This window comes from Streptomyces sp. NPDC020490, assembly GCF_044335305.1.
GTDB lineage: Bacteria > Actinomycetota > Actinomycetes > Streptomycetales > Streptomycetaceae > Streptomyces.
The window spans coordinates 58,754-81,325 of the sequence record NZ_JBIRUY010000036.1; the positions used below are offsets into that span (position 1 = coordinate 58,754).

The 22,572-nt window shown below is 74.1% G+C and carries 5 protein-coding genes; all 5 read right to left on the minus strand.

Annotation, left to right across the window (positions count from 1 at the left end; translation table 11 throughout):
* Positions 1 to 30 precede the first annotated feature (30 nt).
* From fabG to ACH4ZX_RS31155, 5 genes are read right to left on the minus strand one after another with little or no spacing between them, the layout of a single operon-like run.
* Entirely contained in the window at positions 31 to 777 is a 747-nt protein-coding gene (fabG, locus tag ACH4ZX_RS31135; RefSeq protein WP_398280026.1) for a 3-oxoacyl-ACP reductase FabG, read from the minus strand.
* Positions 774 to 6,470 (minus strand): SDR family NAD(P)-dependent oxidoreductase, encoded by a 5,697-nt coding sequence (locus ACH4ZX_RS31140; protein ID WP_398280029.1) that lies wholly within the window; start codon positions 6,468 to 6,470, stop codon positions 774 to 776. Before ACH4ZX_RS31140 ends, fabG begins: the two co-directional genes overlap by 4 nt.
* Positions 6,471 to 6,474: 4 nt before the next feature.
* Positions 6,475 to 9,807, minus strand: a complete 3,333-nt coding sequence (locus ACH4ZX_RS31145) for an amino acid adenylation domain-containing protein (RefSeq protein ID WP_398280032.1) — start codon at positions 9,805 to 9,807, stop codon at positions 6,475 to 6,477.
* Positions 9,804 to 13,133, minus strand: coding sequence for a type I polyketide synthase (locus ACH4ZX_RS31150; RefSeq protein ID WP_398280035.1), 3,330 nt, complete (start codon positions 13,131 to 13,133; stop codon positions 9,804 to 9,806). The genes ACH4ZX_RS31145 and ACH4ZX_RS31150 overlap by 4 nt, the downstream gene beginning before the upstream one ends.
* Positions 13,130 to 21,787, minus strand: coding sequence for an SDR family NAD(P)-dependent oxidoreductase (locus tag ACH4ZX_RS31155; protein ID WP_398280038.1), 8,658 nt, complete (start codon positions 21,785 to 21,787; stop codon positions 13,130 to 13,132). Before ACH4ZX_RS31155 ends, ACH4ZX_RS31150 begins: the two co-directional genes overlap by 4 nt.
* Positions 21,788 to 22,572: the final 785 nt, after the last annotated feature.

Here is a 22,572-nt window from a genome sequence, read left to right on the forward strand (position 1 = left end):
TCGGGTGGTCCCTGGGTACGGGCGCCGGGGTCAGCCGCCCATACCGCCGTCGATCCGGAAGGTGCTGCCGGTGATGTATCCGGCACGGTCCGACACCAGGAAGGAGACGAGGTCGGCGACCTCCTCCGGGCGGCCGAAACGGCCGAGCGGGATGCGCCGGGCGAAGTCGTCCCGCAGGTCCTCCGGCAGGGCCAGCACCGGATCGGTGGTGATGAAGCCGGGCGCCACCACGTTGGCGCGGATCCCGTAGCGGCCCACTTCCCGGGCCAGTGAGGTGGTGAAGCCGATGATCCCGGCCTTGGAAGCGGCGTAGTTGGTCTGTCCGGCGTTGCCGTGGATGCCCGCGAGCGAGGACAGGGTGACGAGCGCGCCGCGGCGACGGCGGACCATGCCTTCGATGACGGAGCGGCAGAGGTGGTAGACACCGTCGAGGTTGGTGCGCAGCACGTCGTGCCAGTCGTCGTCCTCCATCGCGCTCAGCGGGCTGTCCCGCAGCACCGCGGCCGAGGCGATCACCGCGTCGAGCGGGCCGAGCGTGTTCTCGGCCTCCTCGACCAGGCTGTCCACCGCATCCGGGTCGGCGACGTCGGCGCGGCGCACGCAGGTCCGGCGGCCGAGCGCGGTGATCTCCTTCTCCAGCTCGCGGGCGGCGGCGTCGGCGGACGCGTAGCACACCGCGATGTCGAAGCCGTCCTTGGCCAGCCGCAGGGCGATCGCCCGGCCGATGCCCCGGGTGCCGCCGGAGACCAGGGCCACCGGGGCCGCCGGGCCGCTCATGAATGCTCTCCCTCGGCCGCCAGCAGGGCCCGCAACCGGGCTTCCACTTCCTCGTCGGACAGGTCGTCGAGCAGCTCCGGGTCCGCGCCGCGGTCGTCGCGGGCGAGGACCTCGATGCTGTCCTCGGCCGCCGGTGCGGACGCTCCGGCCGTCAGCAGGTCGGCGGTGTGCGCGACGGTGGGGCGGTCGAAGAACGCCCTGAGGTCCAGGTCGACGCCGAGCAGGCTCTTGATCCGGGCGCCGATGCGGACCGCGGCCAGCGAGTGGCCTCCCAGGGCGAAGAAGTCGTCGTCGACACCGACCCGTTCCAGGCCGAGGACGTCGCACCAGATGCCGGCGACGGCCCGTTCCCGCTCGGTGCGCGGGGCGAGGAAGGGGGTGTCGAGGTCGGGGCGCGGGTGGACGCCCCCGGGCGGGGCGAACTGCTCCATCTCCTGGGCCAGCAGCTCGGGGGTCAGGGAGCGGGCCAGGTCACGCAGGTCCGCCATGTCGCGGTGGCAGACCAGCAGATGGCCGGGCCGGTCCGCGGCGGCCAGGACGCGGGCCAAGGCGTCCTGGCCCTGCTGTTCGCTGATGCCCTCGCCGAGGGCGCGCAGGATGCCGCCGGCGGTGCCGTCCGGACCGTCGGGGCCCGCCTCGGGGGGCGGCGCGGCGGAGCGGGCGATCTGGTCCCGCAGGCCTTCCAGGTCGTTGATCCGCTTGATCGTGAAGTCCGCCACCTCGACCAGCACCCGGCCGTCCGGGTCGAGGACCGTCAGGTCGCAGGTCATGGTCTCGCCCGTGGCGTCGGTGGACTCCTTCAGCCGGGCATGGCAGTGGACCGTCGGGGTCAGACCGTGGTGGACGCGCAGGCCGCGGTAGCTGAAGGGCAGGTAGTAGGTGTCGGTGGCGTAGACCCGGGCGGTTCCGCCGACGGCGTCCAGCAGCGCGGGGTGCAGCAGGTAGTCGTCCAGGTCGCCGGCGTGCTCGGCGCCGAGTTCGAGGGTGGCGAACAGCTGCCGCGGACCGGCCTCGATCCGGCGCATGCAGTCCCAGCGGGGGCCGAAGGAGAACTCGATCGGTCCGCCGTGCTGGAACCGGTCCAGCCGCAGGCCCTCCGTGATCGCCTCGGCGGTGTCCAGGACCTGGGTGACACCGCAGCCGGCGGCGAGCGCGGCCAGGTCCCGGACCGTGTCGGGGGCGGGGTCGTGGAAGGCCACGCGACCCAGCGCGTGCTCGGTCCAGGCCCCCGCGCCGGTGCGGCTGCGCACCGCGAACCGCCACTGGCCGTCGCGCTCCTCGACGGTGGTGAACACCTCGCGGCTCTGCCCGTCGGGGACGACGACGGGGGTCAGGTACTGCACGTCGCCGAGCTCGACGGAACGGCCGGCGGCCTGGTCGGCGACGGCGGCCCGCACCAGTTCCAGGTAGGCGGTGCCGGGCACCAGGCCGTGGCCCATGATGCGGTGGTCGTCGACGATCCAGTGGGACGCGGTGCTGAACGTGGTGGAGTACGTGCGCGATCGGGGGCCGGTGTGCACCAGGCCGTCCAGCAGCGGATGCGCGGCCGGGGAGGCCGGTGTGCCGGTGCCCAGCCGGTCCTGGAGCCCGGCCGCCATGCCGACCTCGCGCCAGGTGTCCCAGCCGACGGCCGTGACGGCGGTGTCGCCGGACTGCCGCTTCCACTGGGCGAACGCGTCCAGGAAGGCGTTGGCGGCGGCGTAGTCGCTCTGGCCGGGGCCGCCCAGCAGGGCGGTGACGGAGGAGCACAGCAGCAGGAAGTCCAGCCGGTCGTCGCGGCAGACGCGGTCCAGCACCAGGGTGCCGAGCGTCTTGGCCGCGAGCACGTCGTCGGCCTCGGCCCGGGACTTGGTGAGGATCATGCCCTGGGAGGGCCGTCCCGCGGCGTGCACGACGCCGTTCAGGGCGCCCGCCAGGTCGCGCACCCGCTGGGCCGCCCGCGCCGTCTGCCCCTCGTCGGTGACGTCGGCCCGGAGGACGACGACCCGGGCGCCCAGCTCGGCCAGGTGCCGCAGCCGGCGGATGCGGACGGCGACCGGATCCTGCCGGTCGTGGTCGGCGAGCCAGGCGTCCCAGGCGTCCTCGGCGGGGAACGGGGAGCGGCCGAGGAGGCCGAGCACGGGCCGGTCCACGGTGCGGGCGATGTGCTCGGCCGTCGCCAGGCCGATGCCGCCCAGGCCGCCGGTGATCAGGTAGCCGCCGCCGTCGCGCAGGCCCGTGCGCCGGGCGCCGTCCAGCGTCACCCGGTCGTATTCCCGGCGCCACCAGTGCCGTCCGCGCAGCGCGAGCTCGGGCTCGTCGGGGGGCGAGGCCAGCACGGCGTGCACGGCCCGGACCGGACCGTCGCCGGGGTCGTGGGGGTCGGCGCCGGTGATGTCCAGGGTGCGGCAGACGATGCCGGGCACCTCCTGCGGGATCACCGTGCAGGCGCCGAGCACGGTGGCGTTCTCCGGTTGCAGCGGTTCGTCCCCCGTGACGGCGAACACGCCGCGGCACAGGACGTCCAGCGTCACCGGCGCTCCGATGCGGGCATCGGCCAGGGCCTGGGCGAGGGCGAGCAGGCTGTCGAAGCCGAGCCGCCGTGCCTCGTCCAGCCGCTGCCCGGTCGGCGGCCCGTCGTCCGGGGCGGTGCCCGCGCTCCACAGGTGCACCAGGTGGACCGCCCGGCCCCCGCCGGCCTCCTGCACGGCCGGGGAGCGCAGGAGCGCGGCCAGCTGCTCGCGGTCGGCGGGGCCGGCGGTCCACCCGCCGTCGCCGTCCTCACCCGGCGTGTCACCGGCACGCACCGGGACGACCCGTTCGCCCGCGGCCGTCAGCCGCGCGGCGAGTGCGCCTCCCAGGGGGAGTTCGGCACCTAGCAGCACCCAGACGCCTCCGCGGGGGGTGTCCCGCGGCCCGGGCGTGAACGGCATGCGTCTCCAGCCGGGGCCGGCGAACAGGTCGGCCGCGGAGGCGTCCGTGGGTGCCTTCCGACGGTCCGCGGGTGCCGTCCGGCCGGCCTCGGTCCGCGGGTCCGGCTCCACCCAGTAGCGCCGTCGCTGGAAGGCGTAGCCGGGCAGCCGTACCGGGCGCGACTGCTCGTCGCCGTGGAAGGCCGCCCAGTCCACTACGGCCCCCGCACTCCACAGCGCGCCCAGGTTCGTCAGCAGGAAGGCGGCCTCGCCGGTCCGGTCGCCGGGGTGCGGCAGGGAGCCGACGACGGTCCGGCCGGCCGTCCAGGAGCGGTGGGCGCGGACGAAGTTGGCCAGCGTCTGTCCGGGGCCGGCCTCCAGGGGCACCAGGGCCGGGTCGGCGAGCAGGACGTCGAGGGCGTCGCGGAAGCGGACGGGCTGCCGCAGGTGGGTGCCCCAGTACTCGGGGCTGGTGGCCTGCTCGTCGGTGATCCAGGTGCCGGTGACATCGGACAGGAACGGGATCCGAGGGGGATTCAGGGTGGCCTTGCGCACCTCGTCGGTGAAGGGTTCCACGGCGCCGGTCATGTCGGGCGAGTGGAAGGCGTGCGAGGTGTGCAGCCGGCGGCAGGGGACGGAGGCGGCCTTCAGCCGTGCCTGAAGACCGTCGATCGCCTGCTCGCCGCCGGAGACGACGGTGAGGGCGGTGGAGTTGACGGCGGCGACCGTCAGTCCGTCCTCCAGCCACGCGGTGGTCTCGGCCTCGGGCAGGAACACCGTCAGCATGGCGCCCCGGGGCATCGTCGCCACCAGGCGCCCCCGGGCGGCGACCAGGCGCACCGCGTCCGGCAGGGAGAACACCCCGGCCAGCGTGGCGGCGACGAACTCGCCGATGCTGTGTCCCGCCATGGCCCGCGGCGTCACGCCCCAGGAGGACCACAGCCGGGCGAGTGCGTACTCGACGCAGAAGAGGGCCGCCTGGGCGAACTCGGTGCGGGTGAGCCGGGCGGTCGCCTCGCCGTCACCGTCGGGGGCGAGGACCAGGCCGCGCGGGTCGTGACCGAGGTGCGCGGTGAACAGGTCGGCGCACCGGTCGAACTCCGCGGCGAACACCGTCTCCCGCTCGTACAGTTCGCGTCCCATGCCCACGTACTGGGCGCCCTGGCCGGGGAACAGGAAGGCGACCGGGGCCCGTTCGCCGGCCGCGGGCGCGGGGGCGGCCTCGGCGAGGTCGCGCAGTGCCGCCACCGCGTTCTCCGGGGTGTGGCAGACCACGGTGGCGCGGTGGTCGAAGGCGGGCCTGCGGCAGGCCAGCGTGTGGGCGGCGGCGTCCAGGTCGGTGTCCGGGTGGCGTTCCAGGTGGTCGGCCAGGCGGCGGGCGTTGTCGGCCAGCGCGGCGGGCGTCTTCCCGGACAGCGTCAGCAGCCGCAGCGGCCGGCCGGAGTGCGGGCCGGCCGGGGCGGTGGCCGGCGCCTCCTCCAGGACGACGTGCACATTGGTGCCGCCGATGCCGAAGGAGCTGACGCCGGCCCGGCGCGGCTCGCCGGTGCGCGGCCACGGGCGCAGGGCGGTGTTGACGTAGAACGGGCTAGTGTCCAGGGCGAGATCGGGGCTGGGTGTCCCGCAGTGCAGGGTGGGCGGGATGGCCCGGTGCTTCAGGGCGAGGACGGCCTTGATCAGGCCGGTGACCCCGGCCGCGGCGTCCAGGTGGCCGACGTTGCTCTTCACCGAGCCGATCGCGCAGTAGCCCTGCTCGTCGGTGCCGTCCCGGAACGCCCGGGTGAGGGCGGCGATCTCGATGGGATCGCCGAGCGGGGTGCCTGTGCCGTGGGTCTCGACGTAGCCGACGGTGGCCGGGTCCACGTCGGCCAGGGCCAGCGCCTCCGCGATCACGTCTGCCTGGCCGTCGACGCTCGGCGCGGTGTAACCGGCCTTCAGGGAGCCGTCGTTGTTGACGGCGGAGGCCAGGACGACGGCGTCGACGGTGTCCCCGGCCTGCCGGGCCTCGGCGAGGCGGCGCAGCACCACCACGCCCACCCCGTTGCCGGCGACGGTTCCGGACGCCTGCGCGTCGAAGGCACGGCAGTGCCCGTCGGGCGACAGGATGCCACCGGGCTCGTACAGGTAGCCGGCGCGCAGCGGCGCGGAGACGGAGACCCCGCCGGCCAGGGCGATGTCGCACTCGCCGTTCAGCAGGCTCTGGCAGGCCAGGTGCACCGCGGTGAGCGAGGTGGAGCAGGCGGTCTGGACGGTGACACCGGGGCCCCTGAGACCGAGCTTGTACGAGGTCCGGGTGGCGAGGAAGTCCTTGTCGCCGCCGAGCAGGACCTGGTACATGCCGGCGGAGTCCAGAACCGGCTGGTTGTTCATCAGGTTGAACAGCAGGTACGAGTTGAAGCCGGCCCCGGCGAAGACACCGATCCGGCCGTCGAAGCCCTGGGGGTCCACACCGGCCGACTCCAGGGCGTGCCAGGCACATTCGAGGAAGACCCGGTGCTGCGGGTCCATGATCTCCGCCTCGCGGGGGCTGTAGCCGAAGAAGCCTTCGTCGAACAGGTCGGCGTCCTCCAGGAAGCCCTTGGCCCTGACGTAGTCGTCCCGTTGCAGCAGGGCGGGGTCGACGCCGTCGGCGATCAGTTCGGCGTCGGAGAAGGCGGTGATCCCCTCCCGGCCCTGTTCGAGGTGGGACCAGAAGGTGTCGATGTCCGGGGAGCCCGGGAAGCGGCCCGCCATGCCGATGACGGCTACACGGTCGAGGTCCCGGTCCTCGCCGCGGTCCTGGTGGTGTTCTGGCTCCGGCACGTGATCACCTGTCCTCGCGGGGAAGAGCCCGGCGTCCGGCCGCTTGTTGCCGCCGTTTGCGGGACTGACGACGGTTCTCGGCGCGCTGTCGGGCGCCGTCAGGGGAGTCCGCCTCGGCGGCCCGTCCCCTGCCGAGGTACTCGGCCAGCGACCCCACCGTGGGGTGCTGGAACAACTCGACCATGGTCAGCTCGTGGCCGAGCGAGGCGGCGAGGACGGTCCGGAACTCGGCCATGAGCAGCGAGTGCCCGCCGAGGTCGAAGAAGCTGTCGCGGGTGCCGACGCGCTCCACGCCCAGCAGGTCACGCCAGATCCCGGCGAGGGCGTGTTCCGTCTCGTCGCCCGGCGCGACGAACCCGGACTCCGGTCCGGGCCGGGCGGTCCGGGGCGGCGGGAGGGCCTTGCGGTCGGCCTTGCCGCTGGGGGTCAGCGGCAGCCGCTCCAGGACGGTGAAGGAGGCCGGCACCATGTACTCCGGCAGCCGCAGCCGCAGATGGGCGGCCAGTTCCCCGGCCGTCGGCGCGGTGTCGCCCGCGCAGGTCACGTACGCCGCGAGCCGGACGTCGCCGGGGGCGTGCTCCCGGGCGACGACCACGGCCTCCCGGACCGCCCCGTGTGCCGTCAGCACCGCTTCGATCTCGCCCAGCTCGATGCGCAGCCCGCGCAGCTTGATCTGGTGGTCCAGGCGGCCGACGAACTCCAGGGCGCCGTCGGTCCGGTACCGTGCCAGGTCGCCGGTGCGGTACAGGCGCTCGCCGGGGACGAACGGGTCGTCGATGAACCGCTCGGCGGTCAGGTCCGGGCGGTTGAGATAGCCGCGGGCCAGGCCCCGGCCGCCGATGTGGAGTTCGCCGGGCACCCCGACGGGCACCGGGCGCAGCCGGCGGTCGAGCACATGGAGCCGGGTGTTGGCGATGGGGCGGCCGATGGGGACGGGCCGCCGGTCGCTGCCGTCCGGGCGGCAGTGCCAGGAGGTGACGTCGATGGCGGCCTCGGTGGGCCCGTACAGGTTGTGCAGCTCGGCCTCGGAGCGGGCCAGGAACCGGTCGTGCAGGTCGCGGGTCAGCTCCTCGCCGCTGCAGATCACCCGGCGCAGGCTGGTGCACTTCTCCACCGGTTCGGTGAGGAAGACCTGGAGCATGGAGGGAACGAAGTGCAGGGTCGTGACGCCCTCGTCCCGGACGGTCCGGGCCAGGTAGCCGCTGTCGCGGTGGCCGCCGGGACGGGCGACGACCAGGGTGGCGCCGGTCATCAGCGGCCAGAAGAACTCCCACACCGAGACGTCGAAGGAGAACGGCGTCTTCTGCAGCACCCGGTCGGAGGCGTCCAGGCGGTAGGCGTCCTGCATCCACAGCAGCCGGTTGCGCAGGGCGGCGTGGACGTTCATCACTCCCTTGGGCCGGCCGGTCGAGCCCGAGGTGAAGATGACGTACGCCAGGTTCTCGCCGTCCACCGCCACCTGGGGGTCGTCGTCGGGTTCCGCGGCCAGTTCGGCGGCCAGGCCGTCGACGCGGAGCACCGGACACTCCAGCGGCGGCAGCCGGTCCGGCACCGAGCCGTGGGTGAGCACCAGCGGGGGCCGGGCGTCCTCGGCGATGGCCGCCAGACGTGCGGCCGGCAGGTCGGGGTCCAGCGGCGTGTACGCCCCGCCGGCCTTGAGCACCGCCAGCAGGCTGACCACCAGGTCGAGGGAGCGTTCCACGGCCACGCCGACGACGGCGTCCGGCCCGACGCCGTGGCGGCGCAGCAGGTGCGCGAGCCGGTTGGCGCGGCGGTTGAGCTCGTCGTAGGTCAGCGACTCGCCGGCGAACCGGACCGCTTCGGCGTCCGGGTGACGGCGCGCCCGCTCCTCGAAGCACTCGTGGACCAAGCCGGCCCGGCCCCAGTCGCGTTCGGTGGCGTTCCATTCGGTGAGGACCTGGTGCCGCTCGGCGTCGTCCAGCAGCTCGAAGTCGTCCACCGGGGTGTCCGGCCGGGCGGCGGCCTGTCCGGCCAGCCGGTGGAAGCGGGCGGCCAGCCGGACGACGGTGGCCTCGTCGAACAGGTCCCGGTCGTACTCGAACCAGCCCGTGAGGTCCCCGCCGCTGTCGAACGCCTGGAGTTCCAGGTCGAAGCGGGCGCCCTCGCTGCGCACCGGCAGCCGGCTCAGGTGCGCGCCGCCCAGCGCCCGGGGCGGCACGGGCTCGCGGCCGTAGCTGAAGCTGATCTGGGCGAGCGGGGGACGGCTGAGGTCACGGGGTGTGTTCAGTGCCGCCACGACGAGTTCGAAGGGCACGTCCTGGTGGGCGTAGGCACCCAGACAGGCGTCGCGGACCCGGGCCAGCACGGTGCTGAACGAGGGGTTGCCGCCCAGGTCGGTCCTGATCGCCAGGGTGTTGACGAAGTAGCCGATCAGCGGTTCGAGTTCGGTGCGGTCCCGCTGTGCGACGGGCACGCCGACGACGATGTCGTGCTGGCCGCTGTGGCGGTGCAGCAGGATCTGCAGGACGGCGAGCAGCGCCATGTACGGGGTCGCGCCGTGCCGGCCGGCCAGCGCGCCCAGCTCGCGCATCAGCGGCGCGGGCAGCTCGACGGGGACGGAGCCGCCGTTGAAGCCCTGCACGGCCGGGCGGGGCCGGTCGGTGGGCAGGTCGAGCGCCGAGGGGACGCCGTCGAGGTGCTTGCGCCAGTACTTCAGGTCCTCGTCCCAGGCGCCCTCGGACAGTTGCCGGTGCTGCCAGTCGGAGAAGTCGCCGTACTGGATCTCCAGCTCGGGCAGCGAAGAAGGCCGGCCGGCGGCGAACGTCTCGTACAGCTCCGACAGTTCGGACAGGAACACCGCGGTGGACCAGCGGTCGGAGACCAGATGGTGCATGGCGGTCACGAGCACCGACTCGTCGGCGCCGGTGCGCAGAAGGCTCACCCGCAGCAGCGGTCCGGTGGTGATGTCGAACGGCACGGCGAGTTCCGCGTCGATGCGGCGCTGTCGCTCGGCGGCGGTGAAGCCCTCGCCCCGCAGGTCGGTTTCGGGGATGTCCACGGTCAGGTCGGGGTGCACGACCTGGACCGGGACGCCGTCCTCGACCCGGAAGGTGGTGCGCAGTGCCTCGTGGCGCCGCACGATCTCGGCGACCGCGGCCCGCAGCACGTCGGCGTCCAGCGGCCCGATGATCCGGGCGGCGCCGGGCACGATGTAGCCGGGGTTGCGCGGCCGGAGCTGTTCGAGGAACCAGGTCCCGCGTTGCAGCACGGACAGCGGGAAGGTGTCCTCGGCCTTCCGCTCGGCCATCAGCGCGTCGAAACGGGCCCGTTGCTCCGGTGACAGGGCGGCCAGCCGCATTTCGAGGTCGTCGTTCACGGCTGGTCCCCTCCCTTCGTGGCCGGCCGTTCCTCGCCGGTCACGGGGTCGCCCAGTCCCGCCAGCACCTCGGCGGCGCTGTCGTCGGTGCGGCGCCGCCGGCGGCGGATGGGCGCGGATCGCGCACCTGTGCCGGCCCGGGCGGGCGCGCCGTCCCGGGCCGACGGGGTGTCGCCGCCGACGGTGAGCTGGACGATGACGCGTTCCGCGACGGAGCGCAGGGTGGACCCGCCGAGGAAGTCGGACACCTGCAGGGTGACGTGGAGCCGGTTCTGGATGTCGTTGCGCAGCTCCACGGCCATCAGCGAGTCCAGGCCGAGGTGGGTCAGCGGCTCGTCCAGGTCCACGGAGGCGGACACCGAGCCGAGCACGCCCCGGACGACCTGCACGAATCCCTCGGTGAGCGTCGCGAGCCGGTCCTGGCCGGGCAGCTCCAGCAGCTCCTCGGCGGTGGGGATCGGGCTCTGCCGACGCCTGCCGCGACGCCGGACCGGGGGCGCGTCCTCCTGGCGCGGCTCGGTGGGGGCGGTCTCCTCCTCGTTGCCGTCGGCGTCGGAGTCGGCGGGGGAGGGGGAGGCGCCGTGCCACGGCCGGGGCGGCTGCCAGCACTCGGTGGGGTCGAAGGGGTAGGTGGGCAGGGCCGTCCTGGTGCGCGTGTAGTCCCGGTCGAAACCGGCCCAGTCGATGGCTGCGCCGCTCGCGTACAGGGCCGCGACGGTCGGCAGCAGGACCTCCCAGTCGTCGGTCTTCGGACGCAGGCTGGGCAGCAGGAGGTCGTCATGGTCGGGCGGCAGCGCGGCGCTGACCAGTCCGAGCAGCGTGGGGGCGGGGCCGACTTCCAGGAAGGCTCGGTACCCCAGGTCGTGCAGGGTCCGCACGCCGTCGGAGAACCGCACGGTCCGCCGGACGTGCCGACACCAGTGGTCGGCGTCGGGCGCCCGGTCCCAGGGCCACAGCTCCCCGGTCACATTGGAGACCAGCGGGACGGCCGGGGCCCTGAAGGCGATCCTCCGCGCGGCCTCGCGCAGCGGGTCGAGCACCGGGTCCATGAGCGGTGAGTGGCCCGCCGAGGCGATGTGCAGCACCTTGGTGGTGACACCGCGGGCGGCGAACTCGGCGCATACCTCCTCCACCAGTCCCCGCTCCCCGGAGATGGTGGTGTTGGCCGGGCCGTTCACGGCGGCGATGGAGATCCGGTCGAGGTCGTCGGCGATCCGGGCGGCCACCTCGGCCTCGGGGGCGAGCACCGCGGCCATGGTGCCGGGCTTGGAGAACTCCTGGATGATGCGGGCCCGGTCCACGGTGAACGCCAGGCCGTCCTCCAGCGACATCGCGCCCGCCACACAGGCGGCCACGCACTCCCCGAAGCTGTGGCCGAGGACCGCGGCCGGTTCCACGCCCCAGGACCGCCACAGCTGCGCCATCGCGTACTCCACGGCGAAGGTGGCGGGCTGGGCGTACGCGGTGTCGTTGACCCGGCCGTCCTCGGGGTCGGCCGGGAACAGCACGGACAGCAGCGGCTGGTCCAGCAGCGGCTGGAGGATCTCGGCACAGGTGTCGACGGCCCGGCGGAAGGTGGGCTGGGTCCGGTACAGGCCGGCCGCCATGCCCGGACGCTGGGCACCCTGGCCGGTGAAGAGGAAGGCGACCTCGGTGTTCCCGGCCTCGTCGTGGGCGAGTCCCGGATCGGCGGCGCCGTCGAGGAACGCGTCCAGCCGGGCGGCGACCTCCTCACGGGTGGCGCCCACGGCCGCGAGCCGGTGCCGGAAGTGCGAGCGGCCGGTGGCGGCGGTGTGGCACAGGTCGGCCAGCAGGGCGTCGTCGCCCGCGCGCAGCCGGTCCCGGTAGCGGCGCGCGAGGCCGGCCAGGGCGGTCTCGCTCCTGGCCGACAGCGCGAGGACGGACGCGGGGCGGCGCTCGTCGCGGGTGGGGGCGGGGGCCGGCCGGGCCTGTTCGAGAATCAGGTGCGCGTTGGTGCCGCTGAGTCCGAAGCTGCTCACCGCCGCGAAGCGCGGTCCGTCCGAGTCGGGCCAGGGCGTGACCCGGGTGGGCACCCGGAAGGTCGTGCCCTCGAAGGAGATGTTCGAGTTCAGCCGGGTGAAGTGCAGATTGGGCGGGATCTCGCCGTGGGCCAGGCACAGCGCGGCCTTGATGAGCCCGGCGGCGCCGGCCGCGGCCTCCAGATGGCCGAAGTTGGTCTTGACGGCGCCGAGATGGACGGGGCTGCCCTCGGGCCGCCCGTAGACGTCGGCGAGCGACTCGGCCTCGATCGGGTCGCCGAGCCGGGTGCCGGTGCCGTGCGTCTCGATGTAGGCGACCTGGTGCGGTTCGACGCCGCCGGCGGCGAGGGCGGCCCGGTACACCTCGCGCTGGGCCGCTCCGTTGGGGGCGGTGATGCCGGAGCTGCGGCCGTCCTGGTTGACCGCGCCCCCGCGGACCAGGGCCAGCACCCGGTCGCCGTCGCGCACCGCGTCGGAGAGCCGTTTGAGGACGACGACACCGCACCCCTCACCGCGCACATAGCCGTCCGCGTCGTCGGAGAAGGTCATCGCGCGCCCCTTCCGGGACACCGACCCGAACTGCGACTGCGAGATGAGCAGCACCGGGGACAGCACCACATTGACGCCACCCGCCAGCGCCAGGTCGCTCTCCCCGCTGCGCAGGCTCTGGCACGCCTGGTGCACCGCGACCAGGGACGAGGAGCAGGCGGTGTCGACGGCGAGGTTGGGGCCCCGCAGGTCCAGGAGGTAGGCGATGCGGCCGGGTATGAAGCTGAGCGCGGCGCCCGAACTGGTGTAGGCGCTGACGTCCTCGGCACGGCGGACGTGGGCGGTGATGTAGTCCGAGGTGGCCACGCCCATGAACACGCCGGTGCGGCTGCCGGCCAGGCCGGAGGGTGCCTGACCGGCGTTCTCCAACGCTTCCCAGGCCACTTCCAGGGTCAGCCGCTGGTGGGGGTCCATGGCCAGTGCCTCGCGCCGGGAGATGCCGAAGAAGTCGTGGTCGAACTGGTCGATGTGGTCCAGGAATCCGCCGGAACGCGTGTTGATCACGCCCGGCCTGCCGCGCTCCTCGTGGTAGAAGGCCTCGTTGTCCCAGCGGTCCGCCGGGATGTCCCGGACGGCGTCGACGCCGCTGGTGAGCAACTGCCAGTAGGTGTCGGTGTCGGTCACTCCGCCGGGGAAGCGGCAGCCGACACCCACGATGGCGATCGGTTCGCTCCTGGAGCGTTCGTACTCCTCGATCCGGCGCTGCAGCCGCTCCATGGTGAGATAGGCGCGCCTGAGGGTGTCGGCCGAAACGCCGCCCTGTCCTGGTCCGGTCATCGCTGGGCCCCTTCGTCGATCTGGTTCGTCTTGGCCAGCAGCAGGGCTTCGAGTTCGGCGGCCGACATCGTGTCGAGGTCAGGCGGCCCGTCGTCGCCGACGGCCGCCGGGGCGGCGGGTGCGGGCGGGTGCTGCTCCCGCGGTCCGGGTGCGGCAGGGGCCGCCTCCAGGTCGATCTCCATGCGCTCGGCCAGGAAGGGCACCAGCCGGTCGAGGGACGGGAACCGCCAGGTGACGGTGGAGGGCAGCGACACGCCGAGAGAGGTTTCGAGGCCCGTACGCAGCTCCAGGGAGAGCAGCGAGTCGAAGCCCAGCGCGGTGAACGGAGCGCTGGTGTCGATCGCGGCCGGCTCGGCACCCACGACGCGGGCCGCCAGGGCACGGCAGTGTTCGAGCAGCACCGCCCTGCGGCGGCGACCCGGTTCGACCGCGAGCATCCGGCGCCGTACCTCGTCCGGTCCCTGCGGGCCGGCCGCGGCCCCGGCGGAACCGTCGATCAGGGTGCGCAGCATGCCCCCGCCGATGCGGCCGGCCTGCTTGTCGCGGTTCAGCGGCAGGACGCAGACCTGGGTCGCGGAGCCGCGCAGCAGCAGGTCGAGGGTGGCGATGCCCTGTCCGGGGTCGATGCTCCCGACACCACGGGCGGACAGGGCGCCGCCGCGGTCGGGCCGGGCGGCCAGACCGATTTCCGCCCAGGGGCCCCAGTCGATGCTGAGCGCGGGCAGGCCGCGGGACCTGCGGTGGTGGGCGAGGGCGTCGACGAAGGCGCTCGCGGCGGCGTAGTTGCCCTGGCCGGGCGAGCCGAGCACCGCGGCGGCGGAGGAGTACAGGACGAAGAAGTCCAGGTCGCGTTCGGTGGTGGCGCAGTGCAGGTGCCAGGCGGCGACGGACTTCGGGCCGGCGACGGCGCGGAACCGGTCCCCGTCGAGTCCGGTGAGCAGCCCGTCGTCCAGGATGCCGGCGGCGTGCACGACACCGGCGAGCGGCGGCATCGTGGCGTCGATCCGGGCCAGGACGTCCTCGACGGCGTCGCGCCGGGACAGGTCGGCGCGGACGGTGTCCACCTGCGCCGAGGAGCGCAGTCCGGCCAGGGCCTGTTCGGCCTCGGGCGACGGGGCGCTGCGGCCGGCCAGCACCAGGTGCCGGGCACCCTGCGCGACCAGATAGCGGGCGGTCTCCAGGCCGAGGGCGCCCAGGCCGCCGGTGATCAGGTAGGTCGCGTCGGGCCGCACGGGGGCCTGTTCCGGGCCCGTGGTGACCGGTTCGTGCGCGTCGGGTCGGAGCACGAGCTTGCCGATGTGCCGGGCCCTGGCCATCGTCGCGAAGACGGACGCGGCTTCGGCGTACGGGTGGACGGTCACCGGCAGCGCGGTGAACTCCCCTCGCTCGAAGCCCCGGCCGATGTCCTGGAGGAGTTCGGCGATGAGGCCGTCCTCCGCTTGGACGGTGCGCTCCAGGTCGACGGCGAAGAACGCCCGGTTGTCCTTGAACAGGCCCAGGCCGATGTGGCTGTCGTCGTGGATGTCCCGTTTGCCGAGTTCCACGAACCGTCCACCGGGTGCCAGCGACCGTATGCTGCGGACCAGAGCCTCACCCGTGGTCGAGTTGAGCACCACGTCGACGCCGCGTCCGTCGGTGGCCCGCAGCACCTCGTCGGCGAAGGCCAGGGAGCGGGAGTCCATCACGTGCTCGACGCCGAGCATGCGCAGCAGGTCCCGTTTCTCCTCGGTGCCGGCGGTGGCGAGGACCAGGGCCCCGTTGCGCCGGGCGACCTGCAGTGCGGCGAGGCCGACTCCGCCGGTCGCGGAGTGGATGAGCACCTTCTCGCCCTTGCGGAGGCGGGCCAGCCGCTCCAGGGCGTGGACCGCGGTGAGGAACGCGATGGGCACGCCGGCGGCCTGTTCGGGGCTCAGGCCCGGCGGCAGCGGGGCGACCAGGCCGCTGCCGACGGTGGTGAAGGCCGCCATGCCGTTCGCTCCGACCGCCAGCACCGGGTCGCCGACCCGGAACCGGGTCACTCCCTGGCCCACGGCGCTGATCCGGCCCGCGCACTCGGCGCCCAGCGGCACGATCCCCTCGGCGCCCGGGTAGGCGTTCATCGCCTTGAGCACGTCGCTGAAGTTGACGCCGGCCGCGGCCACCTCGATCTCCACCTGGCCGGGGCCGGGCGGGACGCGGTGCCACACGGTGGACCGAAGACTGGTCAGCAGGCCCGGACGCGCGGCCAGGAGGCGGTGGTTGCCGTCGCGGGCGGGGTCGAAGGGCCAGCGGCGCACCGGCTGCCCACCGGTGCCGCCGTCCGTCCAGGGCCGCAGCGCCGGGGTGCGGCGCCCCGCGGCGCGCAGGGCGACCTGGTCGTCGTCACCGGGGCGCAGCATCTCGTCCACGATCCGGTCGGCCTCACCGTGCGGGCGGGCCGGGTCGAGGTCGACGATCAGAGGCCGCAGTTCGCCGTGCTCCAGCCCGACGACCCGGGCCAGACCCCACAGCGGCGACTGGGCGACGGCCGGCCGGTCGTCGTCGGAGGTCTGCTGGGCACCCCGGGTCAGCAGCACCAGGCGGGGCGCGGGCTCCGGCTGGGCGGCGGCGAGTTCCTGGACCAGGCGGAGCACGGGGACGCAGGCGGCGTCGTGCACGGAGAGGAGATCCTCGGGGGTGGCGTCCTCGGTGAGGTCGAGGTCCAGGGCCCGGGCGTCCACGATGCCGTCCGGGACGGGCCCGTCCAGGCCGGACAGCAGGGCGGCGAGGCCGTCCGGGCGCTCGGGGTCGATCTCGTGGCGGCCGGGTTCCGTCTCGCGGTACGCGGGCCCGGCGGTGACGGTCACACAGGTGCCCCCGCGGGCGGTGAGCGCGGCCTCGACGCCCTCGGCGACGCCGCCGCGGTCGGCGAACAGCAGCCACCGTCCGGGCCGGGGCGCGGTGACCGGCTCCGTGGCGGCCTCTTCCCAGTCGATCCGGTACAGGTCCCGGGCCGCCGGACCCCCGGCGTCGGTACGGTTCACCCGGCGCAGGGCGACCCCGGTCAGCTCGCCGACGACGTCGCCCGAGTCGTCGTACAGCACCACCGCGGCGTCGGTGATCTCGTCGGCGTCCGGCTGCGGCGCGGCGACCGACGCGTGCGCCCAGCGGGGTGCGGCACGGCCGGTGAAGAGGGTGAAGCCGTCCACCCGCACCGGCAGGTACGTGGCGTCCGGGGACGGCCCGTGGGCGCCGCCGAGGGCCGCGCCCAGTGCCTGCAGGGCGCTGTCCAGGACGGCCGGGTGGACCAGGTGGGCGCCGCGGTCGTCGGTCAGCTCCGCCTGGTCGCGCAGTCGGGCGAGAGCCTCGCCGGAGCCCCGCCACAGTTCGCCGACTCCCTGGAACGCCGGGCCGTACGACAGTCCGGAGCGGTGCATGGCGGCGTAGTGGTCCCCGGCGCCGACGGCGTCCGTGCAGCGGGCGCGCAGCTCGGACAGCGGGTCGGCGCCGGACCGGGTGGCGGTGCGGCGGTAGGAGCCGTGAGCCGCCTCCGCCCACTCGTCGTCCTCACCGCCGCGGGTGAACAGGCGCAGCGAGCCGGTCTCGGCGGTCTCGGGAAGCAGGACCAGCTGCACGGTGTCCCGGGTGCAGCGGTCCGGCACCGAGGTCAGCCGGGTCAGGTGCAGGTCGGTGACGGCCGCGGCCGGGCCGAGCCGGGTACGGGCGGCGGCGAGTACGGCGTCCAGCACCAGGCTCGCCGGCAGCACGGCGCCCCCGGCGACCTGGTGGTCCTTCAGGTAGCCGAAGCCCTCCAGGTCCACGGGCGCGGACCAGTGGTCGGCGTGCGGTGCGACCGCGGAGCGCACAGGGGAGCGCAGCACGGGATGGCCGTCCCCTGCGGTGCGGCGTACGGCGGTGCCGTCCGCGAACCAGCAGCGGGTGCGCTGCCAGGGGTAGGTCGGCAGGGCGACGACGGGACCGGGCGGTTCGTACACGCGGGTCCAGTCCACCTGGAATCCGGCGCTGTAGAGCCGGCCGAGGGCGGCCAGCACGGCGGTCCGGCCCGGCTCGTCACGGCGCAGCGAGGACACGGCGAGCGTCTCGTCGTACGCGGAGAGCCGCTCGGTCAGCGCGTCGGTGAGCATCGGGTGCGGCGAGAGCTCCAGGAACACGTCGTGCCCGGCCTCGGCGAGTGCGGTGACGGCGCGGTCGAACAGCACCGGCCGGGTGAGGTTGGCGGCCCAGTACTCCGCGTCGAGCGCATCGCCCGGGACCGGCTCGCCGGTGACCGTGGAGAGCATCGGGACGGCGGACGCACGCGGCGTCAGCCCGGCCAGCAGCCGCCACAGCTCGCCCGCGACGGGTTCCATCAACGGGCAGTGCGAGGCGAACTCGACGGATTCCAGGACCCGGCAGTAGACGCCTTCGGCCTCCAGGGCGCCGGCCAGCTCCGTGAGGGCCGCCGCCTCGCCGGACAGCACGGTGGAACCGGGGCTGTTGGCCGCCGCCACCCACACCGGTCCGGGCCTGCGCTCGGCGAGCAGCCGCTCCGCCTCGTCCGGCGGGACACCGACCACGGCCATACGGCCCTTGCCGGCGGCGGCGCGCAGCACGGTGCCGCGGTGCAACGCGACGACGAGGGCGTCCTCCAGGGACAACGCGCCCGCGACATGGGCCGCGGCGATCTCGCCGACGCTGTGCCCGACCACGGCGGCCGGTTCCACGCCCCAGGACCGCCACAGCGCTGCCAGGGCGGTCTGGACGGCGACGAGCGCGGGCTGGCCGACCGCGGTGTCCAGCAGCCGGGACCGCTCCGGGTCGGCGGTGAGCTCCTCGAGGAGTGACCAGTCGGTGTGCCGGCGCAGCAGCGCGTCGGCGCGCTCGACGGCGGCGTGGAACACGGGCTCGCCGGTGAGCAGGTCCGCGGCGACCGGCCACCAGCGGGGGCCCTGACCGGAGAAGACGAACACCGGCCGGTGCCGTCGGCCCACGCGCCGGATGCCGGAGGTGAGCCCGGGGGTCTGCTCGCCGCGGGCGAAGGCGGCCAGCCCGGCGCGCAGTTCGTCCAGGGTGGTGGCCGTGCAGGCCAGCCGGTGCTCGTGGTGGGTGCGGCGCAGGGCGGCCGCCGAGGCGAGGACCCCGGGGCTGAGGCCGGGGCCGGCGGTGCTCAGCTGGGACTCGTGGCGTGCGGCCAGATCCCGCAGCGCCTGCTCGGTGCGGGCGGACAGGGGCAGCAGCACCGCTTCGCCGGGTCCGGTCCGGGTGGTGACGGGGGCGGCGGGCGGGGCCGCTTCGAGCACCAGGTGTGCGTTGGTTCCGCCGAAGCCGAACGAGCTGACGCCCGCCAGGGCGGGGCCGTCGTCGGCGGGCCACGGCAGAAGGGCGTCCGCCACCCGCAGCGGCAGCGTGTCGAAGGGGATGTGCGGGTTGGGCTGCCGGTAGTGCACCGTCGGCGGCACCGCGCGGTGGTGCAGGACCAGGGCGGTTTTGATCAGGCCGCCGATACCGGCCGCCGACTCCATGTGCCCGAGGTTGGACTTCACCGAGCCGATCAGGCACGGCCGGGCCGGGTCGCGGCCCTCGCCGAGCACGGCGCCGAGCGCCTTGGTCTCGATCGGGTCGCCGAGGGCGGTGCCGGTACCGTGCGCCTCGACGTAGCCGACGTCCGCCGGACGCACCCCCGCCCGGGCGTACGCGGCGCGCAGGACCGCCTCCTGCGCCTGCGGGTTGGGGGCCATGAGGCCGTTGCTGGCGCCGTCGGAGTTGATCGCGCCGCCGCGGATCACGGCGTAGATCCGGTCGCCGTCCGCGAGCGCCCGGCCGAGCGGTTTGAGGACGACGACCCCGGCGCCCTCGGACCGGACGTAACCGTCGGCGGCGGCGTCGAAGGGTTTGCACCGCCCGTCGGCGGACATCACGCCCGCCTTGCTGAAGTTGATGGCCAGCGCCGGGGACAGCACCAGGTTCACTCCGCCGGCCAGCGCCAGCTCGCAGTCGCCGCGCTCCAGACTCGCGGCGGCCTGGAGGACCGCGACCAGCGAGGAGGAGCACGCGGTGTCGACGGCGATGCTGGGGCCGTGCAGGTCCAGCAGGTACGACAGGCGGTTCGCGGCGATGCTGAGCGCGCTGCCGGTGCCGGTGTAGGCGTCGATGGCCTCCAGGTCGTGCAACTGGCGGGTGGCGTAGTCGAAGCTGGAGATGCCGACGAAGACGCCGGTGGGCGAGCCGGCCAGCCGGTCGGTGGGCAGTCCCGCGTCCTCCAGCGCCTCGAAGGCGACCTCCGCGAGCAGCCGCTGTTGCGGGTCCATGCGGGCGGCTTCCTGACGCGCGATGCCGAAGAACCCGGGATCGAACAGGTCGACGCCGTCGAGGAAGCCGCCCCAGCGGCTGTCGGTCCGGCCGGGGGCCTTGGGGTCCTCGGCGGTGAAGTCCTCGCTCCTCCACCGCTCTTCGGGCACCTCTGTGATCGCGTCGCGTCCCTCGCGCAGCAGCTGCCAGAAGGTCTTCGGCCCGTCCGCACCGCCGGGGAAACGGCAGCCGATGCCGATGACGGCCACGGGTTCGGCCGCCGCCGGCCGCGTGCCGGGCACCGCGGCAGGGGTCGACGGCCGGAGCCGGGCGGCGATCGCCGCACCGGTGTCGCCGGAGAGGGCGGGCGTACCGGGTGTGCCGTCGGCGGCGGGACCGGGGCCCGCCGCGGTGGCGGTGGCCGTCTCGCCGGCCAGGTGCCTGGCGAGCTTCTCCACGGTGGGCTGTTCCCACACGACGGTGGCCGCCACCGGTCGGCCGAGGCGGCGTTCGAGATCCCCGGCCAGGGTGACCATCTGCACCGACTGCAGGCCGTACGCGGCCAGCGGCACGGTCGGGTCGACGGCTTCGGGCCGGCTGCCGGTCGCCTCGGCCAGCGCTTCCCGCAGCCATCCCTCGATCTCCCGGGCCCCCGCCAGGACGGGAGCGTCGGAGGGGACGCCACCGTCAGGCAGGCCAGGCACCGCGCCGTCCCGGTCGTGGCGCCAGACGGCCACCGCCTTGAGGCTGTCGCTCATGAAGCCGTCCAGGCAGGCGGCGCGCTGAAGCTTGCCGCTGGTGGTCTTCGGCACCGTGCCGGGCCGTACGAGGGCGACGGCGTACGCCTGCAGCCCGTGCTCCCGGGCGACCGCCTCCCGAATCGCGAGGATGACCCGCCGGTGTTCCGCGGGGTCCTTGCTGCCGCGGTACTCCTGGACGACGATCAGGCGTTCCTCGCCGTCGATCTCGCGGGAACCCGCCACTCCGCAGTCCTGCCGCAGTCCGCCGTCCACCGCCTCCACGGTGCGCTCGATGTCGTGCGGGTAGTGGTTGCGGCCGGCGACGATGACGACGTCCTTGCGCCGGCCGGTGACGTAGAGCTCCGGGCCGTCGGTGAAGCCGAGGTCGCCGGTGCGCAGGAAGGGGCCCTCCCCGGTGTCGGCCAGACGGGCCCGGAAGATCTCCTCGGTCTCCGGGACCCTGCGCCAGTACCCGTGGGCGACGCTCGGCCCGGCCACCCAGATCTCGCCCACCCGGCCGTCGGGCAGGGCGGTGCGGGTCTGCGGGTCCACGATCGCCAGCCGCTGGTCGAACAGCGAGCTGCCGCAACCCGGCACTCTCAGGGAGGGTGCGCCCGGCGCGGCGTCCTCGGCCCGGCCCGCCGCGAGAGCGTCCGGCGCGAGGCCGCGCCATACGGGGTCGCCGTCCAGGCCGCCGGTGGAGACCATCAAGGTGCCCTCGGCCAGGCCGTAGGAGGGCTGGTGGGTCGTGGCCCGGAACCCGCAGCCGGAGAAGGCGGCGGTGAAGCGTTCCAGGGTCTGCAGCCGCACCGGTTCCGCACCGTTGACCGCGACCCGCCACCGGCTCAGGTCCAGGGTCTCGCGCTCCTGCGCGGTCACCTTGGTCACCGCGAGACCGTAGGCGAAGTTGGGGGCGGCGCTGGCCGTCGCCCCGGTGTCCGACATCGCCTTCAGCCAGCGGAAGGGCCGCTTGAGGAAGGAGTACGGCGCCATGAAGGTGACGGGGAACCCCGCGTACGCCGGGGTCAGCAGGCTGAAGATCAGCCCCATGTCGTGGAAGGGCGGAAGCCAGCTGACCACGTGCTGGCGGGGGTCGTGGGAGAAGAACCGGCCGTACATGGCGTCGAGGTTGTGCAGCAGGTTGCCGTGGCTGACCATCACGCCCTTGGGCCGGCTGGTGGAGCCGGAGGTGTACTGCAGGAAGGCGATGTCGTCCCGGCGGGTCCCGGGGTGCCGCCATCCGTCGGCCGCCGCGGTGTCCAGGTCGTCCACCGCGAGCCAGGCGAGGTCCCGCAGCGCCGGTGCGTGTTCCTGGAAGGAGTCGGCCAGGGCGACGGTCCTCGCCGGGGCGAGGACCACCACCGGCTCGGCGTCCTCGATGACGCCGACCAGTCGCGGCAGGGTCCGCTTGAGGAAGGCCGGGTCCGGCGGGTAGGCGGGCACGGCGATGATGCCGGCGTAGAGACAGGCGAAGAAGGACACCATGTAGTCCAGCCCGGCCGGGCACAGGATCAGCGCCCGTTCTCCCGCGCGGTGCCGCTCGCGGAGCACGGCGGCGATGGTGCGCGCCCGCAGGTCCACCTCGGCGTCGGTCAGGCAGTGCGGCTCGCCCTCACCGTCCACGAGGAACCGGAAGGTCCGGTGCTGCGGATGCTCGCCGAAGGTCACCCGGAAATGGTCGACAAGCGATTCGGAATCGCGACCCGGCATCAGACCTACCTCTCACACTGGGCGTCCATGAAATAGCCGTCGCGGGAAGCTGCAACAAATCGCCCTGCAGGTGGAATTGATTCTTGTATTCCCTGCGGAGGACGTCCGCTCTGGCCCGGCCGGACAGCAGTCGGTGCGGGCGGTCGACACATTCGGAATCGCCGGTCTGGTGTTGTTCCAGCCACCATTCCCCCGCTCGGCAAGCCAGCATCCATGAGCACACACGCCTCGTCAAGAAACCTCTGCCGCAGGGCTGTTCGGCCGAAAGTCGAGCGTGTTCAACTGACCGTTCCGAACAGTTGAACACGTGGCGGTGACCGACCGGACCGGGCTTCCTGGACTCGTGCGCCCGCCGCGTGCAGCATGAATGGCGCGCGAGCCCCCGCCTTCCGGCCGCGCGATCTCGGGACGGACAGCACGGCGATCAGCCGCTCATTTCTCCCCGATCGAAGGGACTTCCCGCATGCGGAGGACTTCCGGCATGCAGAAGATCGTCGACGTGATCCTGGCGAGTGAACCGAAATCCGTGGCGGCTGTTCCGGTGCCCGAGCACCACCCGGGCATCACGTGGCGTGCCGGGGAGGAGACCGCCGGTGTGTGTGGTGTCCGGCCCGCGGGAGGCGGAGGTGTGCCGGCGGACGGGCGCGGAGCCGGTGATCGACCGGTCCGCCGAGGGGTACCGCTCCCGGTCCGACGCACACACCCGGGACGTGCGCGAGCGGCGGCGGTTCGGGTTCCGGATC

Excerpts from the sequence above, each read along its gene's own strand:
- fabG (WP_398280026.1), bottom strand. The coding sequence starts at position 777 with ATGAGCGGCCCGGCGGCCCCGGTGGCCCTGGTCTCCGGCGGCACCCGG.
- ACH4ZX_RS31150 (WP_398280035.1), bottom strand. The coding sequence starts at position 13,133 with ATGACCGGACCAGGACAGGGCGGCGTTTCGGCCGACACCCTCAGGCGC.